Source organism: Mesorhizobium argentiipisi (SeqCode), assembly GCF_037179585.1.
Classification (GTDB): domain Bacteria; phylum Pseudomonadota; class Alphaproteobacteria; order Rhizobiales; family Rhizobiaceae; genus Mesorhizobium; species Mesorhizobium argentiipisi.
Map to the genome: position 1 here is coordinate 75,357 of NZ_JAPYKO010000009.1, position 21,765 is coordinate 97,121.

25 protein-coding genes and 1 pseudogene are annotated in these 21,765 nt (G+C 64.0%); 21 read left to right on the forward strand and 5 right to left on the reverse strand.

What is annotated here, in order from left to right; genetic code table 11:
* The first annotated feature begins 90 nt into the window (after positions 1-90).
* The 9 genes and pseudogenes from O7A05_RS14795 to O7A05_RS14835 all read left to right on the forward strand — a co-directional run bounded on the left by O7A05_RS14795 (position 91) and on the right by O7A05_RS14835 (position 6,542).
* A complete protein-coding gene (locus tag O7A05_RS14795; protein WP_337093813.1) occupies positions 91-678 on the forward strand; it encodes a hypothetical protein in 588 nt (195 codons plus the stop codon).
* 144 nt (positions 679-822) lie between these two features.
* Positions 823-1,302: a transcriptional regulator NrdR gene (gene nrdR, locus O7A05_RS14800; RefSeq protein WP_337093814.1), complete on the forward strand. Its 480-nt coding sequence runs from the start codon at positions 823-825 to the stop codon at positions 1,300-1,302.
* A gap of 2 nt (positions 1,303-1,304) precedes the next feature.
* A complete protein-coding gene (gene ribD, locus O7A05_RS14805; protein ID WP_337093815.1) occupies positions 1,305-2,432 on the forward strand; it encodes a bifunctional diaminohydroxyphosphoribosylaminopyrimidine deaminase/5-amino-6-(5-phosphoribosylamino)uracil reductase RibD in 1,128 nt (375 codons plus the stop codon).
* Positions 2,433-2,493: 61 nt separating this feature from the next.
* A complete protein-coding gene (locus O7A05_RS14810; protein ID WP_337093816.1) occupies positions 2,494-3,111 on the forward strand; it encodes a riboflavin synthase in 618 nt (205 codons plus the stop codon).
* Between the two features lie 122 nt (positions 3,112-3,233).
* Positions 3,234-3,392: pseudogene (locus O7A05_RS34600) on the forward strand (methyltransferase family protein); the annotation flags it as partial.
* 106 nt (positions 3,393-3,498) lie between these two features.
* Positions 3,499-4,200, forward strand: coding sequence for a methyltransferase (locus O7A05_RS14820; RefSeq protein ID WP_337093818.1), 702 nt, complete (start codon positions 3,499-3,501; stop codon positions 4,198-4,200).
* Between the two features lie 139 nt (positions 4,201-4,339).
* Positions 4,340-4,834, forward strand: a complete 495-nt coding sequence (gene ribH / locus O7A05_RS14825; protein ID WP_337093819.1) for a 6,7-dimethyl-8-ribityllumazine synthase — start codon at positions 4,340-4,342, stop codon at positions 4,832-4,834.
* A complete protein-coding gene (gene nusB, locus O7A05_RS14830; RefSeq protein WP_095767684.1) occupies positions 4,831-5,325 on the forward strand; it encodes a transcription antitermination factor NusB in 495 nt (164 codons plus the stop codon). Before ribH ends, nusB begins: the two co-directional genes overlap by 4 nt.
* Entirely contained in the window at positions 5,322-6,542 is a 1,221-nt protein-coding gene (locus tag O7A05_RS14835; protein WP_337093820.1) for an MFS transporter, read from the forward strand. Before nusB ends, O7A05_RS14835 begins: the two co-directional genes overlap by 4 nt.
* A gap of 53 nt (positions 6,543-6,595) precedes the next feature.
* On the opposite strand, the gene O7A05_RS14840 is transcribed toward O7A05_RS14835, so the two are convergent.
* On the reverse strand, positions 6,596-7,168 hold the full coding sequence (locus O7A05_RS14840; protein ID WP_337093821.1) for an NADPH-dependent FMN reductase: 573 nt from the start codon (positions 7,166-7,168) through the stop codon (positions 6,596-6,598).
* A gap of 238 nt (positions 7,169-7,406) precedes the next feature.
* Between O7A05_RS14840 and osmF the strand changes: the two genes are divergently transcribed.
* From osmF to O7A05_RS14865, 5 genes are all read left to right on the forward strand, one after another.
* On the forward strand, positions 7,407-8,318 hold the full coding sequence (osmF, locus tag O7A05_RS14845; protein WP_415927014.1) for a glycine betaine ABC transporter substrate-binding protein OsmF: 912 nt from the start codon (positions 7,407-7,409) through the stop codon (positions 8,316-8,318).
* 214 nt (positions 8,319-8,532) lie between these two features.
* Positions 8,533-9,696 carry an ABC transporter permease gene (locus tag O7A05_RS14850; protein WP_337093822.1) on the forward strand — a complete coding sequence of 388 codons (1,164 nt, stop codon included), beginning with the start codon at positions 8,533-8,535 and terminating at the stop codon, positions 9,694-9,696.
* Positions 9,693-10,631: an ABC transporter ATP-binding protein gene (locus tag O7A05_RS14855; protein WP_337093823.1), complete on the forward strand. Its 939-nt coding sequence runs from the start codon at positions 9,693-9,695 to the stop codon at positions 10,629-10,631. The genes O7A05_RS14850 and O7A05_RS14855 overlap by 4 nt, the downstream gene beginning before the upstream one ends.
* Positions 10,628-11,377 (forward strand): ABC transporter permease, encoded by a 750-nt coding sequence (locus O7A05_RS14860; RefSeq protein WP_337093824.1) that lies wholly within the window; start codon positions 10,628-10,630, stop codon positions 11,375-11,377. The genes O7A05_RS14855 and O7A05_RS14860 overlap by 4 nt, the downstream gene beginning before the upstream one ends.
* A 256-nt stretch (positions 11,378-11,633) precedes the next feature.
* Positions 11,634-13,775, forward strand: a complete 2,142-nt coding sequence (locus O7A05_RS14865) for a sodium-translocating pyrophosphatase (protein ID WP_337093825.1) — start codon at positions 11,634-11,636, stop codon at positions 13,773-13,775.
* Between the two features lie 91 nt (positions 13,776-13,866).
* Here O7A05_RS14865 and O7A05_RS14870 read toward each other — a convergent pair whose 3' ends face one another.
* The 3 genes from O7A05_RS14870 to O7A05_RS14880 all read right to left on the reverse strand — a co-directional run bounded on the left by O7A05_RS14870 (position 13,867) and on the right by O7A05_RS14880 (position 16,072).
* Positions 13,867-14,862: a glycosyltransferase family 2 protein gene (locus O7A05_RS14870; protein ID WP_337093826.1), complete on the reverse strand. Its 996-nt coding sequence runs from the start codon at positions 14,860-14,862 to the stop codon at positions 13,867-13,869.
* Between the two features lies 1 nt (position 14,863).
* Positions 14,864-15,409, reverse strand: coding sequence for a dTDP-4-dehydrorhamnose 3,5-epimerase family protein (locus O7A05_RS14875; RefSeq protein WP_337093827.1), 546 nt, complete (start codon positions 15,407-15,409; stop codon positions 14,864-14,866).
* A gap of 138 nt (positions 15,410-15,547) precedes the next feature.
* The gene (locus tag O7A05_RS14880; RefSeq protein ID WP_337093828.1) at positions 15,548-16,072 is read right to left on the reverse strand and encodes an outer membrane protein assembly factor BamE; all 525 of its coding nucleotides are present in this window, start codon (positions 16,070-16,072) and stop codon (positions 15,548-15,550) included.
* Positions 16,073-16,189: 117 nt separating this feature from the next.
* Between O7A05_RS14880 and O7A05_RS14885 the strand changes: the two genes are divergently transcribed.
* The 7 genes from O7A05_RS14885 to O7A05_RS14915 all read left to right on the forward strand — a co-directional run bounded on the left by O7A05_RS14885 (position 16,190) and on the right by O7A05_RS14915 (position 20,966).
* On the forward strand, positions 16,190-16,732 hold the full coding sequence (locus O7A05_RS14885; RefSeq protein WP_337093829.1) for a ubiquinol-cytochrome C chaperone family protein: 543 nt from the start codon (positions 16,190-16,192) through the stop codon (positions 16,730-16,732).
* An 11-nt stretch (positions 16,733-16,743) separates the two neighbouring features.
* Positions 16,744-17,292 (forward strand): YceD family protein, encoded by a 549-nt coding sequence (locus O7A05_RS14890; protein ID WP_337093830.1) that lies wholly within the window; start codon positions 16,744-16,746, stop codon positions 17,290-17,292.
* Between the two features lie 130 nt (positions 17,293-17,422).
* Complete coding sequence (gene plsX, locus O7A05_RS14895; RefSeq protein ID WP_337093831.1) at positions 17,423-18,493, forward strand: phosphate acyltransferase PlsX; 1,071 nt, start codon at positions 17,423-17,425, stop codon at positions 18,491-18,493.
* A 9-nt stretch (positions 18,494-18,502) separates the two neighbouring features.
* Positions 18,503-19,474: a beta-ketoacyl-ACP synthase III gene (locus O7A05_RS14900; RefSeq protein ID WP_337093832.1), complete on the forward strand. Its 972-nt coding sequence runs from the start codon at positions 18,503-18,505 to the stop codon at positions 19,472-19,474.
* Positions 19,475-19,578: 104 nt separating this feature from the next.
* Entirely contained in the window at positions 19,579-19,902 is a 324-nt protein-coding gene (locus O7A05_RS14905) for an integration host factor subunit alpha (protein WP_040983242.1), read from the forward strand.
* Between the two features lie 130 nt (positions 19,903-20,032).
* On the forward strand, positions 20,033-20,572 hold the full coding sequence (locus tag O7A05_RS14910) for a MerR family transcriptional regulator (RefSeq protein ID WP_224582182.1): 540 nt from the start codon (positions 20,033-20,035) through the stop codon (positions 20,570-20,572).
* 91 nt (positions 20,573-20,663) lie between these two features.
* Positions 20,664-20,966, forward strand: a complete 303-nt coding sequence (locus tag O7A05_RS14915) for a glycine zipper domain-containing protein (RefSeq protein ID WP_337093833.1) — start codon at positions 20,664-20,666, stop codon at positions 20,964-20,966.
* A 76-nt stretch (positions 20,967-21,042) separates the two neighbouring features.
* Here the strand turns inward: O7A05_RS14915 and O7A05_RS14920 are convergent, their stop codons facing one another.
* Positions 21,043-21,303, reverse strand: coding sequence for a hypothetical protein (locus O7A05_RS14920; RefSeq protein ID WP_337093834.1), 261 nt, complete (start codon positions 21,301-21,303; stop codon positions 21,043-21,045).
* Between the last annotated feature and the right edge of the window lie 462 nt (positions 21,304-21,765).

Here is a 21,765-nt window from a genome sequence, read left to right on the forward strand (position 1 = left end):
CCGCCCTCGGTTGACCGGGCGCCGCGCGTCATCTTTTATCCTGCGCTTGCGCCGCTCCTCTGGGCGGCGCGGCTTATTGGAGATCCGATGATGCGTACTTCCCGTCTCGCCGCGGCTTTGCTTGGCTCGCTTGCCGCCTTCGCCACCTCCGCCGTGATGGCCCAGGACGAAACGAAGCCGGATGCTGATTTGCCCGCCACCAATACCTTCGGCAGGTGGACCACCATCATCGATACGCTCGATACCGGGCAGGACGCGCACAAGACCTGCGCCGCCTCGACGGCTTTCCTCGACGGCAACGGCAATGCGGGCTCTCTGACCCTGTCGATCTCCACCGGCGACGCGCTGCCGCCGGATGCGTATCCGACCATCATGTTGATTATCGACAATAAAACCCTGCCGACCGGCAACAAGATCGCCGCGACCTTCGGCGACCCCGGTGTGAAGGTCGCCGCGACCGTAAGCTCCAACGCGGCCGCCGGTGGTCGCCCCAGCTGGATGGTCGACAACCAGGCCAAGACCAGCCTTGCCTTGCTGCGCGCCATGCGCAAGGTCACCTCGCTCGATGTTGTCTTCGGCAAGCAGGCCGTCGCCAGCATCCCGATGGATGGCTTCACCAGGGCATATCGCAATCTCGGCACGTCCTGTGGGTTTTCGACCAAGGACGTCGCGCCCTGACGCTTGTTGGCCGGCCGGGCAGGGGCGCTGGCAATCTTGCTCGCGCCTCGCTATCTCTGAGGTGCGAAAAGGTCTTTCCTTTGCCAAGACGGCAAAAGGCACTAAGCCTTCCGCCATCTGAGAATCGCGAACCCAAGGCTCTCCATGCGCTGTCCCTATTGCCAGTCCGAAGATACGCAGGTGAAGGATTCGCGTCCCGCTGAGGACGGCGCGGCGATCCGCAGGCGGCGGGTGTGCCCCGATTGCGGCGGCCGCTTCACCACCTTCGAGCGCGTGCAGTTGCGCGACCTCGTCGTCATCAAGAAGTCCGGCCGCAAGGTGCCTTTCGACCGTGACAAGCTGCTGCGCTCCGTCGAGATCGCCGTGCGCAAGCGCAATGTCGATCCTGAGCGCATCGACCGCGCCGTCACGGGCATCGTGCGCCAGCTCGAAAGCTCCGGCGAAACCGAGATTGCTTCAGGCGAGGTCGGCCGGCTGGTCATGGAGGCGCTGAAGTCACTGGATGACGTCGCCTATGTCCGCTTCGCCTCGGTCTATCGCAATTTCCGCGAGGCCAAGGATTTTCACGAGCTGCTGGGCGAATTGAAGGGCGACGAGGAAAAAAGCGAAGAGGGCGCCGGCTGATCATGGCGGAACCGCGACTGGACGAGGCCGCGCAGGCGGCCCTTGATCGCCGTTTCATGGCCGCGGCCATCAGGCTGTCGCGCCGCAATGCCGGCCGCACTTCGACCAATCCTTCCGTCGGCACCATCATCGTGCGCGACGACGGCGCCGGCCCGATGATCGTCGGCACCGGCGTGACGGCGGTCGGTGGCCGCCCCCATGCCGAGACCGAGGCGCTGGCCGAAGCCGGCGAGCTCGCGCGTGGTGCCACGGCTTACGTTACTCTGGAGCCTTGCGCCCATCACGGCCGCACGCCGCCCTGCGCCAACGCGCTGGTCAATGCCGGCATCGCGCGCGTCGTCGGTGCGGCGAGCGATCCCGATCCGCGCGTCTCCGGCAAGGGCTACGCCATCCTGCGCACCGCCGGAGTCGAGGTGGTGGAGAAAGTGCTGGCCGCCGAGGCCGCCGAGCAGATGGCCGGCTATCTGACTCGTTCTTTGAAAAAACGCCCGGAAGTGACTCTGAAGCTTGCGCTTTCGAGCGACGGCAAGATCGGCCGCAAAGGCGCCGGCCAGGTTGCCATCACCGGCGAGATCGCACGGCGCGATGTCTATCTGATGCGCGCCGAGTCCGACGCCATCCTGGTCGGCATCGGCACCGTGCTGGAGGATGATCCGGCGCTGACCGTGCGCCTGCCGGGACTGGAGAACCGCTCGCCGGCGCGCATCATCCTCGATCGGCAGATCCGGCTGCCGGAGACGTCCAAGCTGGTTTCCGGCGTCGACCGCGTGCCGCTCTATGTCGCCGCATGTCTGGAAGCCGACCCGCACCGGCGGGCAGCGCTCGAACGCGCCGGCGTGCGCTTCATCGGCACCGAAACCTATGATGGCGTCGTCGCCTTGCCGGAATTGCTCGAAGACCTTGCCGCGCTTGGCATGGCGAGCGTTTTGGTTGAAGGCGGAGCCACGGTGGCCAAGGCCTTCCTCGAGGAAGATATTGTCGACCGCATTGTCCTCTTCCAAGGCCCGGACGCCATTGGCGAGGACGGCATTGCATCGCCCGTCGACGCCGACCATATCCCGGCTGGATTTCGCAAGCTGCGTGACATGCGCTTCGGCGAGGACAGTTACGCCGAGTGGGTAAGACCATGAGCCCAAAAAGTGGGCACCGGATTTTGGATAAGATCACGGTCGAAACGAAAGACGCTCTCTGATGTTTACGGGAATTGTGACTGATGTCGGTACGGTTGCGAGCGTGAAGCCGCTCGCCGAAGGCATCGGCCTGCGCATCGACACCGCCTATAATCCACAAACGATCGCGATCGGCGCTTCGATTTCCTGCGGCGGCGTCTGCCTCACCGTCACGGCGCTGCCCGAGCATAGCTCCAACGCGCGCTGGTTCGAGGTCGAGGCCTGGGAGGAAGCGCTCAGGCTGACCACCGCGTCGAGCTGGAAATCCGGCACCCGGATCAATCTGGAACGGGCACTGAAGATCGGCGATGAGCTCGGCGGCCATATCGTTTCCGGCCATGTCGACGGCACCGCCGAGATCGTCGAGCGCAAGGAGGAGGGCGATGCCGTGCGCTTCACCCTCGAAGCGCCGCGCCATCTGGCGAAGTTCATCGCTCCGAAAGGGTCGGTGGCCCTCGACGGCACCTCGCTCACCGTCAACAAGGTCGAAGGCACCCGCTTCGACGTGCTTCTCATCCATCATTCGCTGAGCGTCACCACCTGGGGCGAGCGCCAGGCCGGCGACCGCGTCAACATTGAGATCGACACCATGGCGCGTTACGCAGCGCGCCTAGCGGAGGCCGCGAAAGAGGGGCTCTGACTAAAAGCAGGTTGTGAGGGCGCGTCGTTCAACACTGCGTCCCGCTTCACTTCTGCTCTCGCCCCTCGTAAGCTTTTCACTGGCCGGAGGGGAAAGCCATGACCAACCCGTCGCAACAAGTCATGAGGCTGGGTTTCGGATTTGCCGTGTCACAGGCGCTGCGCGTCGTCATCGAACTCGGCATCCCCGATCTTCTGGCCTCCGGCGAGCAGTCGGTTGAAGATTTGGCAGCCGGCACGAAGACGGATGCGGAGCCGCTCTATCGCGTCATGCGGCTTCTGGCGCCGGAGGGAATCTTCACTGAAGTTCGCCCTCGTCAATTTGCCTTGACGGAGGTCGGCGCGGGCGCTTCGTTCCGATCGGCCCGGACCGCGCGACTTCATCCGGATGATCAACGGCGAGGCCTATCTTGCGTTCGAGCAGCTTCTGTTTTCCGTCCGCACCGGAAAGCCGGCCTTCGACAAGGTGTTCGGAAGCCCGAGATTCGATTGGCTTTCGGCCCACCCGGAACAGGCTGCCCTGTTTCAGCGAGCTATGGTTGCCCAGGGCCAAGGCAGCAACGAGGCGGTCGCCGACGCCTACGATTTCAGCCGATATACGCGGGTCGTCGATGTCGGCGGCGGGCATGGACAGCTTCTCTGGGCCATCCTTGCCCGTAATCCGCATTTGAGCGGGGTTCTTCTCGATCTCGCCTCCGGAGTGGCGGCGGCGCGCCAGGAGGCCGGGAGCGATGCGTCGCGCACCGACTTCGTCGTCGGCGACTTCTTCGACAGCGTCCCCGTCGGCGACGTCTATGTAATCAAGAAGGTGATCCACGATTGGGACGATGAACGCGCGGAGTTGATCTTGCGCCGTTGCCGCGAGGCTATGCCAACGCATGGAAGGGTGCTCGTGGCCGAGACGCTCGTCCCTGCGGGCGACGAACCGGCCCAGATCAAGGTCATCGATGTGGTCATGCTCGCGGTCACCGGCGGCCTTGAGCGGACCGAGGCGCAATACGCCAGGCTGTTCGAGGCCGCAGGGCTGAAGCTCGAGCGAGTGATCGACACCAGCGCACCGATTTCGGTCCTTGAGGCTTCGCCTGCCTAGCCAAACAAAGTACCGAAACATCGCGCTGTCCGGGACCTGAATCCTTCGAGAGATGGAGCGTTGGTGTCGGTCCGCCAATCTTCCGCTTGCGGTCAACCCGGCTTCGGCCTAAGTCACCGGCAACCCCCCGGAGACTTTTATGGCTGGCACATCCCAACACGGCAAAGCGTTCATTCGCCCGAAGGCGAAGGCGCATCTGCTCATTGTCGAAGCGCGCTTTCATGATGATCTCGCCGACGCCCTGCTCGAAGGCGCGACCGGCGCGCTTGAGGAGGCCGGCGCCACCTATGACGTGGTCACGGTTCCCGGCTCGCTCGAAATACCGGCCGTTATAACCTTCGCGCTCGATGGCGCGGGCGAAGGCGGCACGCATTACGACGGTTTTGTTGCGCTCGGCACCGTCGTCCGTGGCGACACCTATCATTTCGATATCGTGGCCAATGAATCGAGCCGCGCGCTGATGGACCTTTCGGTGCAGGAGGCGATCGCGATCGGCAACGGCATCCTGACGACCGAGAACGACGCGCAGGCATGGGCGCGCGCGAGGAGGACGGAAGGCGACAAGGGCGGCTTCGCCGCGCGCGCGGCGCTGACCATGATCGCGCTCAAAGAGAAATTCGGAGCCCAATCGTGACCGATCCCGCCTCGACCGGTGCGGTGCGCCACGCCAACAAGCGCGGTGCCGCCCGTCTTGCCGCCGTCCAGGCGCTCTATCAGATGGATGTGGCCGGCAGCGGCGTCTTCGAGATCACGGCCGAATACGAAGCCTTCCGCCTCGGCAAGGAAGTCGACGGCGCGCTCTATCGCGAGGCCGACGCGCAATGGTTCCGCGCCATCCTGACCGGCGTCGTCGAGAACCAGAAGACCATCGATCCTGTCATCCGCCAGGCGCTCACCGAGGACTGGCCGCTGTCGCGGCTGGATTCGACGCTGCGCGCCATCCTGCGCGCCGGCGTCTATGAATTGATGAAGCGCGAGGACGTGCCGGTGGCCGTGATCGTCTCCGAATATGTCGACATCGCCAAGGCATTTTACGAGGAAGACGAGCCGAAGCTGGTGAACGCCGTACTGGATCGCGTTTCGCGCCGGGTTCGCGGCGAGGGGCGCGGCAAGGACGCTTCGTGACGACCGCAACGGCCGCGGTCGCCGAGACCGGCAGGGAAGGGCGTCGCACGGCGGTGCTGCTTGCCGCAGCGCAGGCGATCGTCGGTTCGGCCGCGCCGATCGCCATTTCGCTGGGCGCGCTTGCCGGGCAATATCTGCTCGGTCCAGACAAGTCGCTCGCGACAGCGCCGGTCACCGGTTTCAATATCGGCGTGGCGCTGGGAGCCTTGCCGGCCGCCGCCATCATCCGCCGGCTCGGCCATCGCGGCGGCTTCATGACAGGCACTATCGTCACTGCGCTCGGTGGCCTGGTCGCGACGCTCGCGCTCTTCCAGCCAAGCTTCTGGCTATTCGCCTTCGGCCTCTGCGTCATTGGCGTCGGCGGCGCTTTCGTCCAGCAATTCCGCTTCGCGGCCGCCGACAATGCGCCGCCGGAGTTCAAGGCGCGCGCCATCGCCTTCGTGCTGGCCGGCGGCATCATCACCGCAATTCTCGGACCGCAGATCGTGATCTACACGCGCGAATTGCTGGCCCCGGTGATGTTCGCGGGATCCTTCGCCTCGATCTTGCCGTTGGCGGCGGTCGGCGCGCTCATCCTGTCGTTCCTGCGGGTTTCCGCCCATGCGAACGCCGTGACCGAAGTCGCCGCAAGCGATGCCCGACCGCTGATCGAGATCGTCACCCAGCCACGCTTTGTCGCCGCGTTGTTCTGCACCGTCGGCAGCTACGCGCTGATGAGCTTCGTCATGACCGGCGCGCCGCTCGCGATGGTCGGCTGCGGCCTGTCGGAGGACAATGCCACGCTTGGCATTTCCTGGCACGTCATGGCTATGTTCGGACCGAGCTTCTTCACCGGTACACTGATCCATCGCTTCGGTGCCGAGCGCATCGTCGCCACTGGCCTTGTCCTATTGATCGGCTGCGGCGCCGTGGCGCTTTCCGGCCTGGCGCTGTGGCAGTTCTGGACAGCGCTGATCCTGCTCGGGCTCGGCTGGAATTTCGGTTTCATCGGCGCAACCGCAATGGTCGCCGCCAGCTATCGGCCCTCCGAGAAGAGCAAGGTCCAGGGTTTCCACGACTTTGTCCTGTTCGGCTCCGTCGCCTTTGCTTCGCTGATGTCGGGCGCGATCTACAACGCCTGGGGCTGGGCCATGCTGAACTGGATTGTGTTCCCGGTCGTCCTGCTCTGCTTTGTCGCGCTCGGCACGTTGAAGCTGGCGGGCGCTCCCAAATTCTAAACTGGGCCTGGGTTCCTCTGGCCGCACGGACAGTTCGCACGAAACGGCCAGCATCAGGCATCCGGCGGGAGTACTTGAAGGACCCGCGCGATGAACATGTGGAACTCCTGCATGTAATTGCGCAGGAATGTCTCTGTTGACGCCACCGTCACATCGCCATCCTCGGTGATCAGTCCTGGGTTGAACTGAATGTAAGCTTCGGGCGAGTTCATCTGGGGCGCGTTGCAAAAGCTGAGCACGCTACGCAGGCTCTGTTGGGCGATGGCGGTTGCGATCGCGCCCGGCGATGTTCCGATGACGGCGGTAGGTTTGCGGGCAAAAGAGTTCTTGCCGTAGGGCCGGCTGGCCCAGTCGATTGCATTCTTCAGACCGCCGGGGATCGATCGGTTGTACTCCGGCGTGACGAAAAGCACCGCCTGGACGGACGCGATGGCTTTCTTGAACTCCAGGGCGACAGGTGGGAAGGCGGCGTCATAGTCGTAGCTGTAGAGCGGCAGGTCCTTGAAGGGGATTTCCGTCATCTCAAGTTCCGGCGGCGCCAGTTTGACGAGAGCCTTCGCAAGCTTGCGGTTGATGGAGCCCTTGGCGAGGCTGCCAATGAGGTACCCGACTTTGTGCTTGGCCATGACACACTCCTGTTTTGGCCGCCGAGCCCGCCTTTCGAAGTATCCCCCAGAACAGGGCGGGCCGCCAGCCGGCCTTAGGTCGGCATCGCATGGTGTCGGGTGAAACAGGCGCTGGCTCCGGCCGAACAAAATTATTGCGCCTGACCCCTTAGTTATGAAACCGTATGCCCCGACTGGCCGTTGAAGCCGTGCTCATATGCAGCCACCGATCGATCGGTTCATAGCAAGGGATTTCACAATGTTTTCAATTGGAAAGCTCGCCGTAGCAGCCATCGCGCTCGGCATTGCCACGGCCTCGGCCAGCGCCCAGGTGGTCGTCTCCTCGAAGATCGATACCGAGGGTGGGGTGCTGGGCAACATCATCCAGCTCATGCTCAACGCCAACAACATCAAGACCACCGATCGCATCCAACTCGGCGCGACGCCCGTGGTGCGCAAGGCGATCACCGCTGGCGAGATCGACATCTATCCCGAATACACCGGCAATGCCGCCTTCTTCTTCCAGAAGGCCGACGATCCGGTCTGGAAGGATGCCGCCAAGGCTTACGAAACCGCCAAGAAACTCGACTATGACGCCAACAAGATCGTCTGGCTGTCGCCGTCGCCGGCCAACAACACTTGGGCGATCGCGCTGCGCAAGGAAGTGGCCGACGAGAACAAGTTGGTCACCCTGACGGACTTCGGCAAATATGTCTCGGGCGGCGGCAAGGTGGTGCTGGCTGCTTCCGCCGAGTTCGTCAATTCGGCGGCCGCCCTTCCGGCCTTCCAGACCACCTATGGCTTCAAGTTGAAGCCCGACCAGCTGATCACGCTTTCCGGCGGCGACACTGCGGCGACCATAGCGGCCGCCGCCAACCAGACCAACGGCGCCAATGCCGCCATGGTCTATGGTACCGATGGCGGCATCCAGCCCTCCGGCCTCGTCGTGCTCGAAGACGACAAGAACGTGCAGCCCGTCTACCAGCCGGCACCGATCATCCGCGAGAAGGTGCTGAAGGAACATCCCGAGATCGAGACGCTGCTGAAGCCGGTCTTCGCCAAGCTCGACCTTACCACGCTGCAGCAGCTCAACGGCCGCGTGCAGCTAGGTGGTGAGCCTGCCAAGGGCGTGGCGGAGGATTTCCTCAAGAAGAACGGCTTCTTGAAGTAGATAAGCCTGCCTTGAAAAGCGAGAAGTCCGTGCGAGGCGCCCCCCTCTGTCCTGCCGGACATCTCCCCCTCAAGGGGGGAGATTGGCAGTTGCTGCGCCTCGCTCCCTTCTCCAGACTTGGTTATTGGCGAAGACCCACGCGACATCTGATCTCCCCCCTAGAGGGGGAGATGGCCGGCAGGCCAGAGGGGGGCGCCTCGCGCAAACGCGCGTCATGACCCGCCGTCTCGACAAGCTCGGCGTCGTCATTGCCGCGATCGTGGCTTATGCCGCGTTCCTCGCTCCGTTCGCGACGTTCCGGGCCAACCGCATCGTGCCGGGTCAGGCGCGTTCGATCCTCGAAGCGCTGCCGCCCGCGCCTGGCATGCTGTTGCTGGTGATAGTGATCGCCGCCGCCGCCGTCGCCCTGCTGAGGACGCCGCTCTTCCTCAGGCTAGCGGCCAGCGGCGCCGCGCTGGTCGCGCTTACGATCCTGATCGGTGTTGCCGGCGGTTTTCTGACGCCCGCCGGCAACACCTTCGCCCGCGTCTCGCCGGCCTCCGGTTTCTGGCTGCTGATCTTTGCCTTTACCTTGCTTCTCGCGGACGTGTTGACCCGGCTCAACCTGTCGCCCTGGGCGCGCGTCGGCGTGCTCGTGCTGGCCGCTTTAGCCATTGCCGCGTTGCTCGTTTCGGGACGTTGGGACAGTCTTTCCATCCTCAAGGAATACGCCAGCCGCGCCGACAGTTTCTGGGCCGAAGCTTCCAAGCACGTCACGCTGGCGCTCGGCTCGCTGGCCGGCGCGGTGATCGTCGGCATTCCGCTCGGCATCCTTTGCCATCGCGTCGAGAAGCTGCGGGCAGGGGTGCTCAATGTGCTCAACATCATCCAGACCATTCCGTCGGTCGCGCTCTTCGGTTTGCTGATCGCGCCGCTCGGCTGGGTCGCCCTGTATGTGCCGGGTGCCGCCGCGATCGGCATCAGGGGCATCGGCACCGCGCCGGCCTTCGTCGCGCTCTTCCTCTACTCGCTGCTGCCGGTGGTGGCCAACACCGTGGTCGGCCTTGCCGGCGTCCCACGCGCCGCCAACGACGCCGCGCGCGGCATGGGCATGACCGATCGCCAGCGCCTGTTCGATGTCGAGTTTCCGCTCGCCTTTCCGGTGATCCTGACCGGCATCCGCATCGTGCTGGTGCAGAATATCGGGCTTGCCACCATTGCCGCGCTGATCGGCGGCGGCGGCTTCGGCGTGTTCGTTTTCCAGGGTGTCGGCCAGACGGCGATGGACCTGGTGCTGCTCGGCGCGCTGCCCACCGTGGCGCTGGCCTTTGCCGCGGCGATCATCCTTGACGCGGTCATCGAGATGACAGCCACCAAGCGCACGGTCGAAACGGCATGATCGAAATCGAAGGCATCACCAAGCGCTATGAAAGCACAACGGTAGTCGATGATGTTTCGATGGTCATCGAGCCCCGAACCATCGCGACCATCGTCGGCACGTCGGGATCCGGCAAGACGACGCTGCTCAGGATGATCAACCGGCTGGTCGAGCCGAGCGCCGGCGTCGTCAAGCTCGACGGCGCCGACAACCGCTCGGTGCCCGGCTATCAGCTGCGCCGTAGCATCGGCTACGCCATCCAGGGGCATGGCCTGTTTCCACATCGCACGGTAGCGCAGAACATCGCCACCGTGCCGTTGCTGCTCGGTTGGGACCGAGACCGCATCAAGGCGCGCGTCGACGAGCTGATGACGCTCTACCAGCTCGACCCGCAGGCTTACGGGCCGCGCTACCCGCATGAGCTTTCCGGCGGCCAGCAGCAGCGCGTCGGCGTTGCCCGCGCTTTGGCCGCCGAGCCGAATGTGCTTTTGATGGATGAGCCCTTCGGCGCGCTTGACCCGATCATCCGCACAAAGGCGCAGGAGGATCTGCTGGCGATCCAGAAGCGCTTCGGCACCACCATCATCCTCGTTACCCACGATATGGAAGAAGCCGTGCATCTGGGCGACAAAATAGCCGTCATGGATGCGGGCAAGCTGGTGCAATACGCAAAGCCGGCGGAGATTCTGGCCAGGCCTGCGAACGGCTTCGTCGAGACGTTGGTGGGCGCCAGCGAAAGGCCGTTCCGGCTGCTGTCGCTGGGGCCTGTGCGGGATGCCGTGGAGCCGGGTGGCGCCGAAGGCGAGGCGATCCCCGGTGACGCCACGCAGCGCGACGCGCTGGCTGAGCTCTTGTGGTCGGGCCGCCCCGCACTGCCGGTGAAGGACGGCGACGGCAAGCTCATTGGCCGCGTCACCGTCGAAGGCCTGGTGAAACGCGCGGCGAGGCCGCAATGAAAGCCTGGCTGCCCGCTCTGTTGAGGCTGGCCGTCCTGGCGCTGCTGGTGGTCTTCATTACCAGCCCGAACTGGTTCGAGCCGCTGCTGAAACCGCTGACGGAGAATGGCGCGCCGGCGATCTACAACCAGGGCAGCCTGCTGACGCTGACCCTGCAGCATTTGCGGATCGTGCTGATGGCGACGGTGGCGGCGACGATCGTCGCGGTGGCTTTAGCCATCCTGGTCACCAGGCCGGCCGGCGCCGAGTTCCTGCCCTTGTCGCGCAGCCTGGTCAATATCGGCCAAACCTTCCCGCCTGTTGCCGTGCTGGCGCTTGCCGTGCCAGCCGTGGGTTTCGGCGAGAAGCCGACGCTGATCGCGCTCTTCCTCTATGGGCTGCTGCCGATCTTCGAGAACGCGCTGACGGCGCTCGCCACATTGCCCGGTAACGTTATGGAAGCGGCGCGGGGTGCAGGCATGACCAGCTGGCAACGACTGATGAAGGTCGAACTGCCGCTGAGCGCCCCGGTGATCCTCGGCGGCATCCGGCTCTCGGTGGTCATAAGCCTCGCTACGGCAACCATCGGCTCGACGGTAGCCGCCAAGACGCTGGGCGAGGTGATCATCGCCGGCCTGATCTCGAACAACCTTGCCTTCGTGCTGCAGGGCGGCCTGATCGTTGCGGCGCTTGCCGTGCTGATCTATGACGGTCTGTCGGCGGTCGAACGCTACGCCGCGCGGCGCATGGGGCAGGGGACGGAATAACGCTACGTCTGCGGGTTGGGCGAAAGGTGCCCCAACGTCATTTCAATCGATCTAATTCCGGGCTCGCGCTGGCACAACGTTTATTGCCCTCTTCTTTTGGGCGAAAGCCGGGCAAAAACCGAACAATATCTTGACGTTCCAAGCCCTGTTTCGCATACACCCCAGCCAAGGGGTGGAATCCGTGCGCGGCATCCGTCTCCGTTCCAACGGCCCAGGGAGGGGTTCTTTTGGGCCAACAATCGAGGAAAATCCGGCAATGACCATCATTACCGCCGTCATCGCCTGCGGCTTGCTGTCAGTTCTGTACGCCATCTGGGCGACACGTTCGGTCCTTGCGTCCGATCAGGGCAATCAGCGCATGCAGGAAATCTCCGCGGCCATCCGCGAAGGCGCCCAGGCCTATCTGGCGCGCCAGTACACCACCATCGCCGTCGTCGGCATCGTCGTGCTTCTGCTTGCCTGGTGGCTGCTCTCCATCACGTCCGCGATCGGCTTCCTGATCGGCGCCGTGCTTTCGGGCGCCGCCGGCTTCATCGGCATGCATGTCTCGGTGCGCGCCAATGTGCGGACCGCGCAGGCCGCGTCCAACAGCCTCGCCGCCGGCCTCGACATCGCCTTCAAGTCCGGGGCCATCACCGGCCTTCTGGTCGCGGGCCTGGCGCTGCTCGGCGTCTCGATCTACTACGCCATCCTGACCGGCCCGATGGGTCTGCAGCCGAATGACCGGGTCGTCATCGACTCGCTGGTCTCGCTCGGCTTCGGCGCATCGCTGATCTCGATCTTCGCCCGTCTCGGCGGCGGTATCTTCACCAAGGGTGCGGATGTCGGCGGCGACCTCGTCGGCAAGGTCGAGGCCGGCATTCCCGAGGATGACCCACGCAATCCGGCCACCATCGCCGACAATGTCGGCGATAATGTCGGCGACTGCGCCGGCATGGCTGCGGACCTTTTCGAAACCTATGCGGTGACCGTCGTCGCCACCATGGTTCTGGCCGCCATTTTCTTCGGTGGCACAGCCGCGCTGGGTGCGGCTATGCTCTATCCGCTCGCCATCTGCGGCGCCTGCATCCTGACCTCGATCGTCGGCACCTTCTTCGTCAAGCTTGGTTCCAACGGCTCGATCATGGGAGCGCTCTACAAGGGCCTGATCGTCACCGGTCTGCTGTCGATCATCGGTCTCGCCGCCGCCACCTCCGCCACGGTCGGCTGGGGCGAGGTCGGCACCGTCGGGGGCATCGCCGTGATCGGCAAGAACCTGTTCATCTGCGGCCTGATCGGCCTGCTGGTGACCGGTTTGATCGTGGTGATCACCGAATACTACACCGGCACAAACAAGCGCCCGGTGAACTCGATCGCCCAGGCTTCGGTGACCGGCCACGGCACCAACGTCATCCAGGGCCTAGCGGTCTCGCTGGAATCGACGGCGCTGCCGGCCATCGTCATCGTCGGCGGCATCATCGCCACCTACCAGCTCGGCGGTCTCTTCGGCACCGCGATCGCCGTCACCACCATGCTCGGCCTTGCCGGCATGATCGTGGCGCTCGACGCCTTTGGCCCCGTCACCGACAATGCCGGCGGCATCGCCGAAATGGCCGGCCTGCCCAAGGAAGTGCGCCACTCGACCGATGCGCTCGACGCCGTCGGCAACACCACCAAGGCCGTCACCAAGGGCTATGCCATCGGCTCGGCCGGCCTCGGCGCGCTGGTGCTGTTCGCGGCCTACTCGAACGATCTCAGGTTCTTTGCCGCCAACGGCGACAAGTACCCCTACTTCCAGGGCATGGGCGAGATCTCCTTCGATCTCTCCAACCCGTATGTCGTCGCCGGGCTCATCTTCGGCGGCCTGATCCCCTATCTGTTCGGCGGTATCGCCATGACCGCCGTCGGCCGCGCCGCCGGCTCCATCGTCGAGGAAGTGCGCAAGCAGTTCCGCGAGGACAACGGCATCATGGCCGGCACCTCCAAGCCGAACTACGCGCGCGCCGTCGACATCCTGACCAGGGCGGCGATCCGGGAAATGATCATCCCGTCGCTGCTGCCGGTGCTCGCGCCGCTCGTCGTCTATTTCGGCGTGCTCCTGATCTCGGGCTCGAAGGCCTCGGCCTTCGCGGCGCTCGGCGCCTCGTTGCTCGGCGTCATCGTCAACGGTCTCTTCGTCGCCATCTCGATGACCTCCGGCGGCGGCGCCTGGGACAACGCCAAGAAGTCGTTCGAGGACGGGTTCACCGACAAGGACGGCGTCAAGCACCTGAAAGGCTCCGAGGCTCACAAGGCCTCGGTCACCGGCGACACCGTCGGCGATCCCTACAAGGACACCGCCGGTCCGGCCGTCAACCCGGCGATCAAGATCACCAACATCGTCGCGCTGCTTCTGCTCGCCGTGCTCGCGCACGGCTGATTGCGGCTATTCCAGCCAAAGCCCGCGGGAGCGATCCCGCGGGCTTTGTTTTTCGGCATGACATCATGCGTTCCGCGTCCCAGTGGGGCACTCAGCTGGCTTCGGGCCTTTCGCTGCTATGGCGATGGCGAGAGCGGGCCAGCAACGCGTCGGCGTCTGGTTCTCGCTCGGGCATTGGCGGTAAGCCGCGTGTCTGGCGCAGCATGGCAATGAACGCGCCGCGGCGATATTGGCGGCGGAAGGAACGCGCCCGCGGATGTATGCCAAACATGGCCAGAAGCCTGCGTTTAAGATAGCGGGAGCGCTTGAGGGGAGCAGGTTCCTCGGCGTTGCCGAGTATCCTGACGCGCAACGCGTCTGGCGCATTCATCGCGTCCATCAGTTCTTCCTGCTCGCGCGCCGTATCTCGCGCATAGCTGCCTTCGCGCTTTCCCGAATGCAGCATGAGCACAGTCAGATGGGGCATTGTCGCAATCACCGCACCCTTGCGCCAGGCACGAAACAGCCAGTCTTGGGAACTCTCGCAAACGCACTGGCTGGCCGGGCGCCATGGCCCAAGCCTCGGCAGCGACGCCCGCCGGATCATTTGCGCGGAGCCGAATCCGACTGTGGTAACCGGGTCGTAGAAGCCGTTCCGCCCCATCCCGAGGATCATATGCCTGGAGCCTTTGCTCGCGGACGATTCGATGGCTGCACCTCGGGCGATCACCACGTCGGCACAGGTGGCGTCGATCCAGCCGGTCATGGACGTCAGATGGTCGGGAAACCAGAGATCGTCGTGGTTCAATATGGCAACGAAACGGCCGCGTGCTCTGGCAAAGCCGATATTGTTCGGCCCCGACTGCTCGCCGAAGTTCACGGGAAGATCGATATAGGAGATGCGGGCGTCGCCGAAAGCGGCGATCGTGGTCGCGGTGTCCTGCCGGCACGCGTCGCCAATGACGATGGCTTCCCAGTCCTGCAGGGTTTGACGAATGAGGCTCTTCAGCGCCTGATGCAGCACCGCCGGACGGTTGTGCGTCGCTATCACGACCGAAACCAGCGGCTCGGGCCGTCCGGTTAGCGTGAGGGGGCCGGCCGGTTCCACGCTACACCAGCTTGTAGGGGATCTGCTCCGTGTCCGGCGGCAGGCGCCAATGGTCGGGAGCGTCATAGGCGTAAGCCTTGTCGACGAGGTTGAGCAGCAACGCCGTCTCCGGTCCGAGGGCGACGACACCGTGCCAGACGCCAGGCGGAATGGTGACGATTGCCGGTCGCAGGGCACCGACGATCTTGTGCCAGACCGTGCCGAAACTGGGCGAGGCCTTGCGTCCGTCGAAAAGCGATATTCGCACGCTGCCGGCGCAGCAGAACAGGCGGTCGAGGGTCGCTGCATGTGCGTGCCAGCCCGTCACCGCGCCCGGATACATCGTGCGTTGGAACACTTGCCCGATCGGCGACTGATCGAGAGTCCATTCCTCGCGAAAGATCTCGGTCAGGTAGCCGTTGGAAGTCGCGACGGGTCTGATTTCCTTGAATGTGACGCCATCGATCGGCGGCGCATCGACGGCGAGCCAGTCCGGCGTCACCGTCTGTTGGTCAGGCGTGCCGGTCGCCATCCAGCCCTGTGGTACGGTACGATCGTCGTTGCTCATATCCAGCCCCCCGGAAATCGCCAAAGCGTCATACGTGGCTATGCGGGCATAGGCAAGCGCAGTCGGCCGGTCGCCGGCAGGCGACGAAAGACCGTCGATCGGGGTCTTTCGTTCAGTCAGGTTGCCGGGCGAGCGAACTCAGGGCGTGCCGCCGCCACCGCCGCCGGGGATGCCGGGCGCCAGCTTGCTGGCGCCGTTGATGATCTGGCTGAGGAAGTTCTGGTCCTTGCCGCCGGTCGGGGTGGTCCTCGAAATGAAGTCGAAGACCTTGCCGTCCTTGAGACCGTAATTGGCGATCTGGGTGACACGGCCGTCGGCGCCGAAATAGACCGCAAGCACGTGCTGGTCGACGATGCGGGGGTTGTCGAAGGCGACGTAGCGCTTGCGCGTTTGCGAGATGTAATAGAAGGCCTCGTTGTCGAAGGTCGCCGTCGTCGACGGCGTGCCCAACGCCAAAAGCACCTGCTCGCGGCTCGACCCGACCGGTACCGAATCGATCGCCTGCTGGTCGATGACATAGCCTTTCGTCAGCGTCTCGCTTGGATGGAGATCGCCGAACATCTTGGACGAATTGCAGGCGGAAAGCGCTGATACGACGACCAGCAGCGAGGCCACGCCCACCGGGGCGGGCGCAAAGAACGACTTGAATTTCAGCGCACCCAACAACAATTCTCCATCACATCCCCGCAACTTGCGCTGGGCCGCAAAACCGGTAAACCAGCTTCGATGCCGATGCAACAAGGCCAAATCAAACAACAGGTCCCCGGGAGACCGCCCTCAATGTTCCAGCGCCTTTTTGGCCGCGAACGCAACGCCAATCGCGCTATCACCGACGCGCTCTACGCACAAATCGTGGCGGCGGCGCGGCAAACGGTTCTTTATTCCGACTGGAATGTGCCGGATACGCCGCTCGGCCGCTTCGAGATGCTGTCGCTGCATATGTATCTCATCCAGCATCGGTTGCATGGCGAGCAAGGTGTGGCCGCCGAGGTCGCACAAGTGCTGATCGACGAGTTCTTCCTCGATGTCGAGCATTCGCTGCGCGAGCTCGGCATCAGCGATGTCGGCGTGCCCAAACGCATGAAGAAGCTGGCAAAGATGTTTTACGGCCGCACGGCCGCTTATGACGACGCGCTCAAGCAGGACGATCGGGTGGCCCTTGCCGCTGCGCTCGCTCGCAACGTCAGGCCGGACGCCGGTCCCTGGCCGCAGGCGCCGCTTCTGGCGGACTATGTCTGCGAGGCCTCGCAGAAGCTTGCCGCGCAGCCGACTGAATCGATCATCGCCGGCACCGCCGCGTTCCCGGCCGCCGGCGTCGCGTGAAGGAGGCCGTGATGAAAGACGCCGAATTGCCCAGCCCGGTATCCTTTGCCGCCAATGTCGCGCGGCTGCCGCACAAGGGCCTGCCTGTCCTGGTCGAGGCCGATGAGCGCCAGCGTGAAGCGCTTGCCGCCGAATACGACCTGCTTTCGGTCGAAAGCTATCGTGCCGAACTGCTTGTGGCCTCCTGGAAGCGCAATGGCGTCAAGGTCACCGGTCGCGTCGAGGCCGACATCACGCAAGCCTGCATCGTCACCCTGGAGCCGGTGACTGCGCATATCGACGAGCCTGTCGAGGCGCTGTTTCTGCCGGAGCAGTCGAAGCTTGGGCGCGAGGGTTTCGAGAGCGGAGGCGAGATCATCCTCGACGCCGACGGACCGGACAGTCCGGAGACATTTTCCGGCGACACCATCGACGTCGGCGCGCTGGCCGAACAGTTTTTCGGCCTGGCGATCGACCCCTATCCGCGCAAGCCTGGAGCCTCGCTGGATGTCGCCGGCGACGACCAAGCTGAGGAAAGCGAATTCCAGAAAAAGCTGCGTTCGCTGCTTGGAAAATCCTGAGAGTGACCCGGCTTTTGGAAAAGTTGGTTGTGCGCAGGCGCAAAACCGCTATTTTCGCCGAACCTTCGCGAGCCCCCTTACCTCGGCAGGCGTTCGCCGCAAGCCAGGCAAACCGTGAGAAAAATACTACGTGATCAGGATTTCCATCGATGCCATGGGCGGCGATCACGGACCGAGCGTGATCATCCCGGCGCTGATGACCGTCGCCATCCGCCGTCCTGATATCCGCTTCGTCATCTACGGCCGCGAGGACGTGGTGCGTCCCGAGCTCACCAAGTTCCCGAAACTCGGCGAGGTGAGCGAGTTCGTCCATTGCGAGGTTGCCGTGCGCATGGACGACAAGCCGAGCCAGGCCCTGCGCCACGGGCGCTGGAAGTCGTCGATGTGGAAGGCCGTCGAGGCGGTCAAGAACGGCGGCGCGCAGGCCTGCATCTCGGCCGGCAACACCGGCGCACTGATGGCAATGTCGAAATTCTGCCTGCGCACGATGGCCACCATCGACCGCCCGGCGATCGCGGCGCTCTGGCCCACGACGCGCGGCGAAAGCGTCGTGCTCGATGTCGGCGCCACCATCGGCGCCGATGCGCATCAGCTTATCGATTTCGCCATTCTGGGCACCGGCATGGCGCGCTCGGTGTTCGGCATCGAACGCCCGAGCGTCGGCCTGCTCAATGTCGGCGTCGAGGAGATCAAGGGCCAGGAAGAGGTCAAGGAAGCCGGCCGCATGCTGCGCGAGGCCAACATGGCCTCGATGAATTATCGCGGCTTCGTCGAGGGCGACGATATCGGCAAGGGCACGGTCGACGTGGTGGTCACCGAGGGTTTTGCCGGCAACATCGCACTCAAGACGGCCGAAGGCACCGCAAGGCAGATCGCCGGCTATCTGCGCGCCGCCATGAGCCGCACGCTCATGGCCAAGATCGGCTATGTCTTCGCCAAAGGCGCTTTCGATAGGCTGCGCGAGAAGATGGATGTCGGTCGCTCCAACGGCGGCGTCTTTCTGGGATTGAACGGTATTGTGGTGAAGAGCCATGGCGGCGCAGATTCGGATGGCTTCGCGGCCGCCATCGAGCTCGGCTACGACATGGTACGCAACAATTTGCTTGACCGGATCGAGGCCGACCTCGATCTGTTCCATGCGCGCAACCCGACTGCGCAGGCAAACAGGAAATCCGGTGTCGCCGTCGACGCCGAGGAATAGGAAAGAGCCTTGATCAGATCAGTCGTGCGCGGCAACGGTGCCGCGCTGCCCCGCCGCATCATGAAGAATGCCGACTTCGAAGGCATGGTCGAGACCTCCGACGAGTGGATCGTCCAGCGCACCGGCATCCGCCAGCGCCACGTCGCGGCCGACGACGAGACGACAGCCTCGCTCGGAGAGGCGGCGGCGCGCGCCGCGCTCGGCAGCGCCGGCATGAGGCCTGCCGATATCGACCTCATCATCCTGGCGACCTCGACGCCCAACAACACGTTCCCGGCGACCGCTGTCGAAATCCAGAACCGGCTCGGCATGCATCACGGCTTTGCCTTCGACATGCAGGCTGTGTGCTCGGGATTCGTTTATGCCGTTGTCACCGCCGATCTTTATATTCGTGGCGGCCTGGCCAAACGCGTCCTGGTGATCGGCTCGGAAACATTCTCACGCATCCTGGACTGGAGTGATCGCTCGACCTGCGTGCTGTTCGGCGACGGCGCCGGCGCGCTGGTTCTCGAAGCGGAAGACGGTGCCGGCGCGATCACCGATCGCGGCGTTTTGGCGGCAAGCCTGCGCTCGGACGGCGTGCACAAGGACAAGCTCTTCGTCGACGGCGGCCCTTCGACCACGGGAACAGTCGGTCATCTCAGGATGGAAGGCCGTGAAGTGTTCAAGCATGCCGTCGGCATGATCACCGATGTCATCGAGGCGACCTTCGGCGAGGCCGGCATAACGGCCGAGGACCTCGACTGGTTCGTGCCGCATCAGGCCAATAAACGGATTATTGACGCTTCCGCCAAGAAGCTCGGGATTGCCGAAGAGAAAGTGGTGGTCACCGTCGATCTACACGGTAACACCTCGGCTGCCTCGGTGCCGCTCGCTCTGTCGGTGGCGGTCGCCGACGGCCGCATCAAGAAGGGCGACCTCGTGCTTCTCGAGGCGATGGGTGGAGGTTTCACCTGGGGCGCGGTGTTGCTCCGCTGGTAAGTGCCGAACTCGCCGGTTCGGTTCTTGACCTTGCCGGATCAATTACTTAGGCTCTGCCGTTGCCTGTATCGATTTACGTTTTTGCGAGCAGATGGGACGGTCGCATGGGGGGAAAGACACTTACGCGTGCCGACCTAGCTGAGGCCGTTTACCGGAAGGTCGGCTTGTCGCGGACTGAATCGGCGGAGCTCGTCGAGGCCGTCCTGGATGAGATCTGCGAAGCCATCGTTCGCGGCGAGACGGTGAAGCTGTCTTCCTTCGCCACCTTCCACGTCCGTTCCAAGAACGAGCGCATCGGCCGTAACCCCAAGACGGGCGAGGAAGTGCCGATCCTGCCGCGCCGGGTGATGACGTTCAAATCGTCGAACGTGCTGAAGAACCGGATCCTGCGTTCGCACCAGAACAGCAAGGGCAAGGGCGGCAAATAATTTGCTGGCGAATGCGGTTGAAAACTGCCGGCGGTTTGAAGCCGGGCTTGAATATCGTTTCATAAATCGCTGAAATAAGGCGCGATTCGGCATCATGCCCGGATCGTGGTCCAGTGTGGAGGATTGGCCCATGGACAAGAGCCCCGATGCTTTCCGCACCATCAGCGAAGTCGCGGAAGACCTCGATCTGCCGCAGCACGTGCTGCGTTTCTGGGAGACGCGCTTCACCCAGATCAAGCCGATGAAGCGTGGCGGCGGCCGGCGCTATTACCGGCCGCAGGACGTCGAACTGATCAAGGGCATTAGGCATATGCTCTATGATCAGGGCTATACGATCAAAGGCGTGCAGAAGCTGTTGCGCGAGAACGGCAACCATTTTCTCGTCGCGATCGGCAGTGGCGACATGGCGGCCGTGGAGGCGATCGCCCAGCGTCGCCAGGCCGAGCAGGTGCCGCTGACGGCGGCCGCGCAGCCGCGCGGCGACGAGGACGCGCTGGTCGGTCAGCCGAAGGTGAAGCCCAGCCGCCGTTTCTTCGGCCTCGGCAAGAGCGACGACGAAGGTCCGGTTCAACCCGACTCTTCGAAATTGTCGCGTGACAATCGCGCCTTGCTGCAGGAGGCCCTGTTCGATCTGCTGGAATGCAAGCGCCTGCTCGACCAGGTTCGTTGAACGGGTCATCTTCGACTTGATGCGCGGTCGGCCTGGAGGAACTGGCTCGCCGTCCATGCGTTAGGCCTTCTCGAAGAGAAGGACAACAGGCATGGCATCGTTCTCGGACCTCTCCGACCTTGATATCGACAAGCAGGTCGCGGCGCTTTCGCGGCAATTGCACGACCTCAAGAAAGTTTTGGCCAGGCGCGGTGACGCCTATTACGAGGATAGCCGCGAGGCGGCGTCCGATTATTATTCGCAACTTGCCGAACGCCTCCAAGAGGCGTTGCCGGCAATAAGGCGCAGGGGCAGGGCGATCGAGCGTACGGCGCGCGATCATCCGGCGACGGCCGCCGCCGTCGGCCTTGTCGTGGTCGGTTTGCTTGCCGGCCTTTTGATCAGCCGGCGCTGATCGATCGGCGGGATTTGAAACAGAAATGGCGGCCGTCGCGACAGCCGCCATTTCCATGCCCTTTGGCTAAAGGCGATCAGTTCGCGAGCCTGAGCCGGGTCTTAGGGTCGACTTTCATGACCTGGCTGCACTTGCCGTAGACGGTGCCGTTCTTGTCGGTGGCGTCGGTATAGGTGCCCTTGCAGTCGAGCTGCAGCACCAGGCACGAGCCGTGGCCCTTACAGACCGCGCCGCCGTCGCCGGTCGGATGCGTGCCCGCGAAGGCAGGAGCCGAGACGGAGCCGAAAGCCGAGACGACGAGAGCCGCGGCCAGGGTGATATGCTTGAAATTGGTCATTTGTGCATTTCCTTCCATTGGTTGTTGGATCGCCATCCAGGCGTCCCGTTGGGTTGAGGAGCGCCTTCGCGGCGCCCATGAGCGCTTAGTGCTGCCTCCAACGGAAGGGTTCATATGCCGTGCGATTTTTTTCGTTTGGCCGGACAAATCAACGGACTGGAAGAGTCCGGATGCGACGCTCGTTGGCGGCACGCGGCACGCATCCGGTGCGCGGCGCCTCGGCATAGAAGCGGCTCACTCGGCCGCCAGCTTGTCGGTCAGCGTCACCAACTGCGGATTGCGGTCGACGATCTTCCGCCACAACATCGTTCTGTATAGCGCGTCGGGGTGGCGGGGATTTGGCAGAGAGCCGAACTTCAGGGCGAAGCGGGGAACGGGAGCCGGATGGCGAAGCGCCAGGCCGACACGAGCCACCGCCGGAACAGGCGGTGTCCGGCCGGCGGATCAGCGCAGGCCTCATCA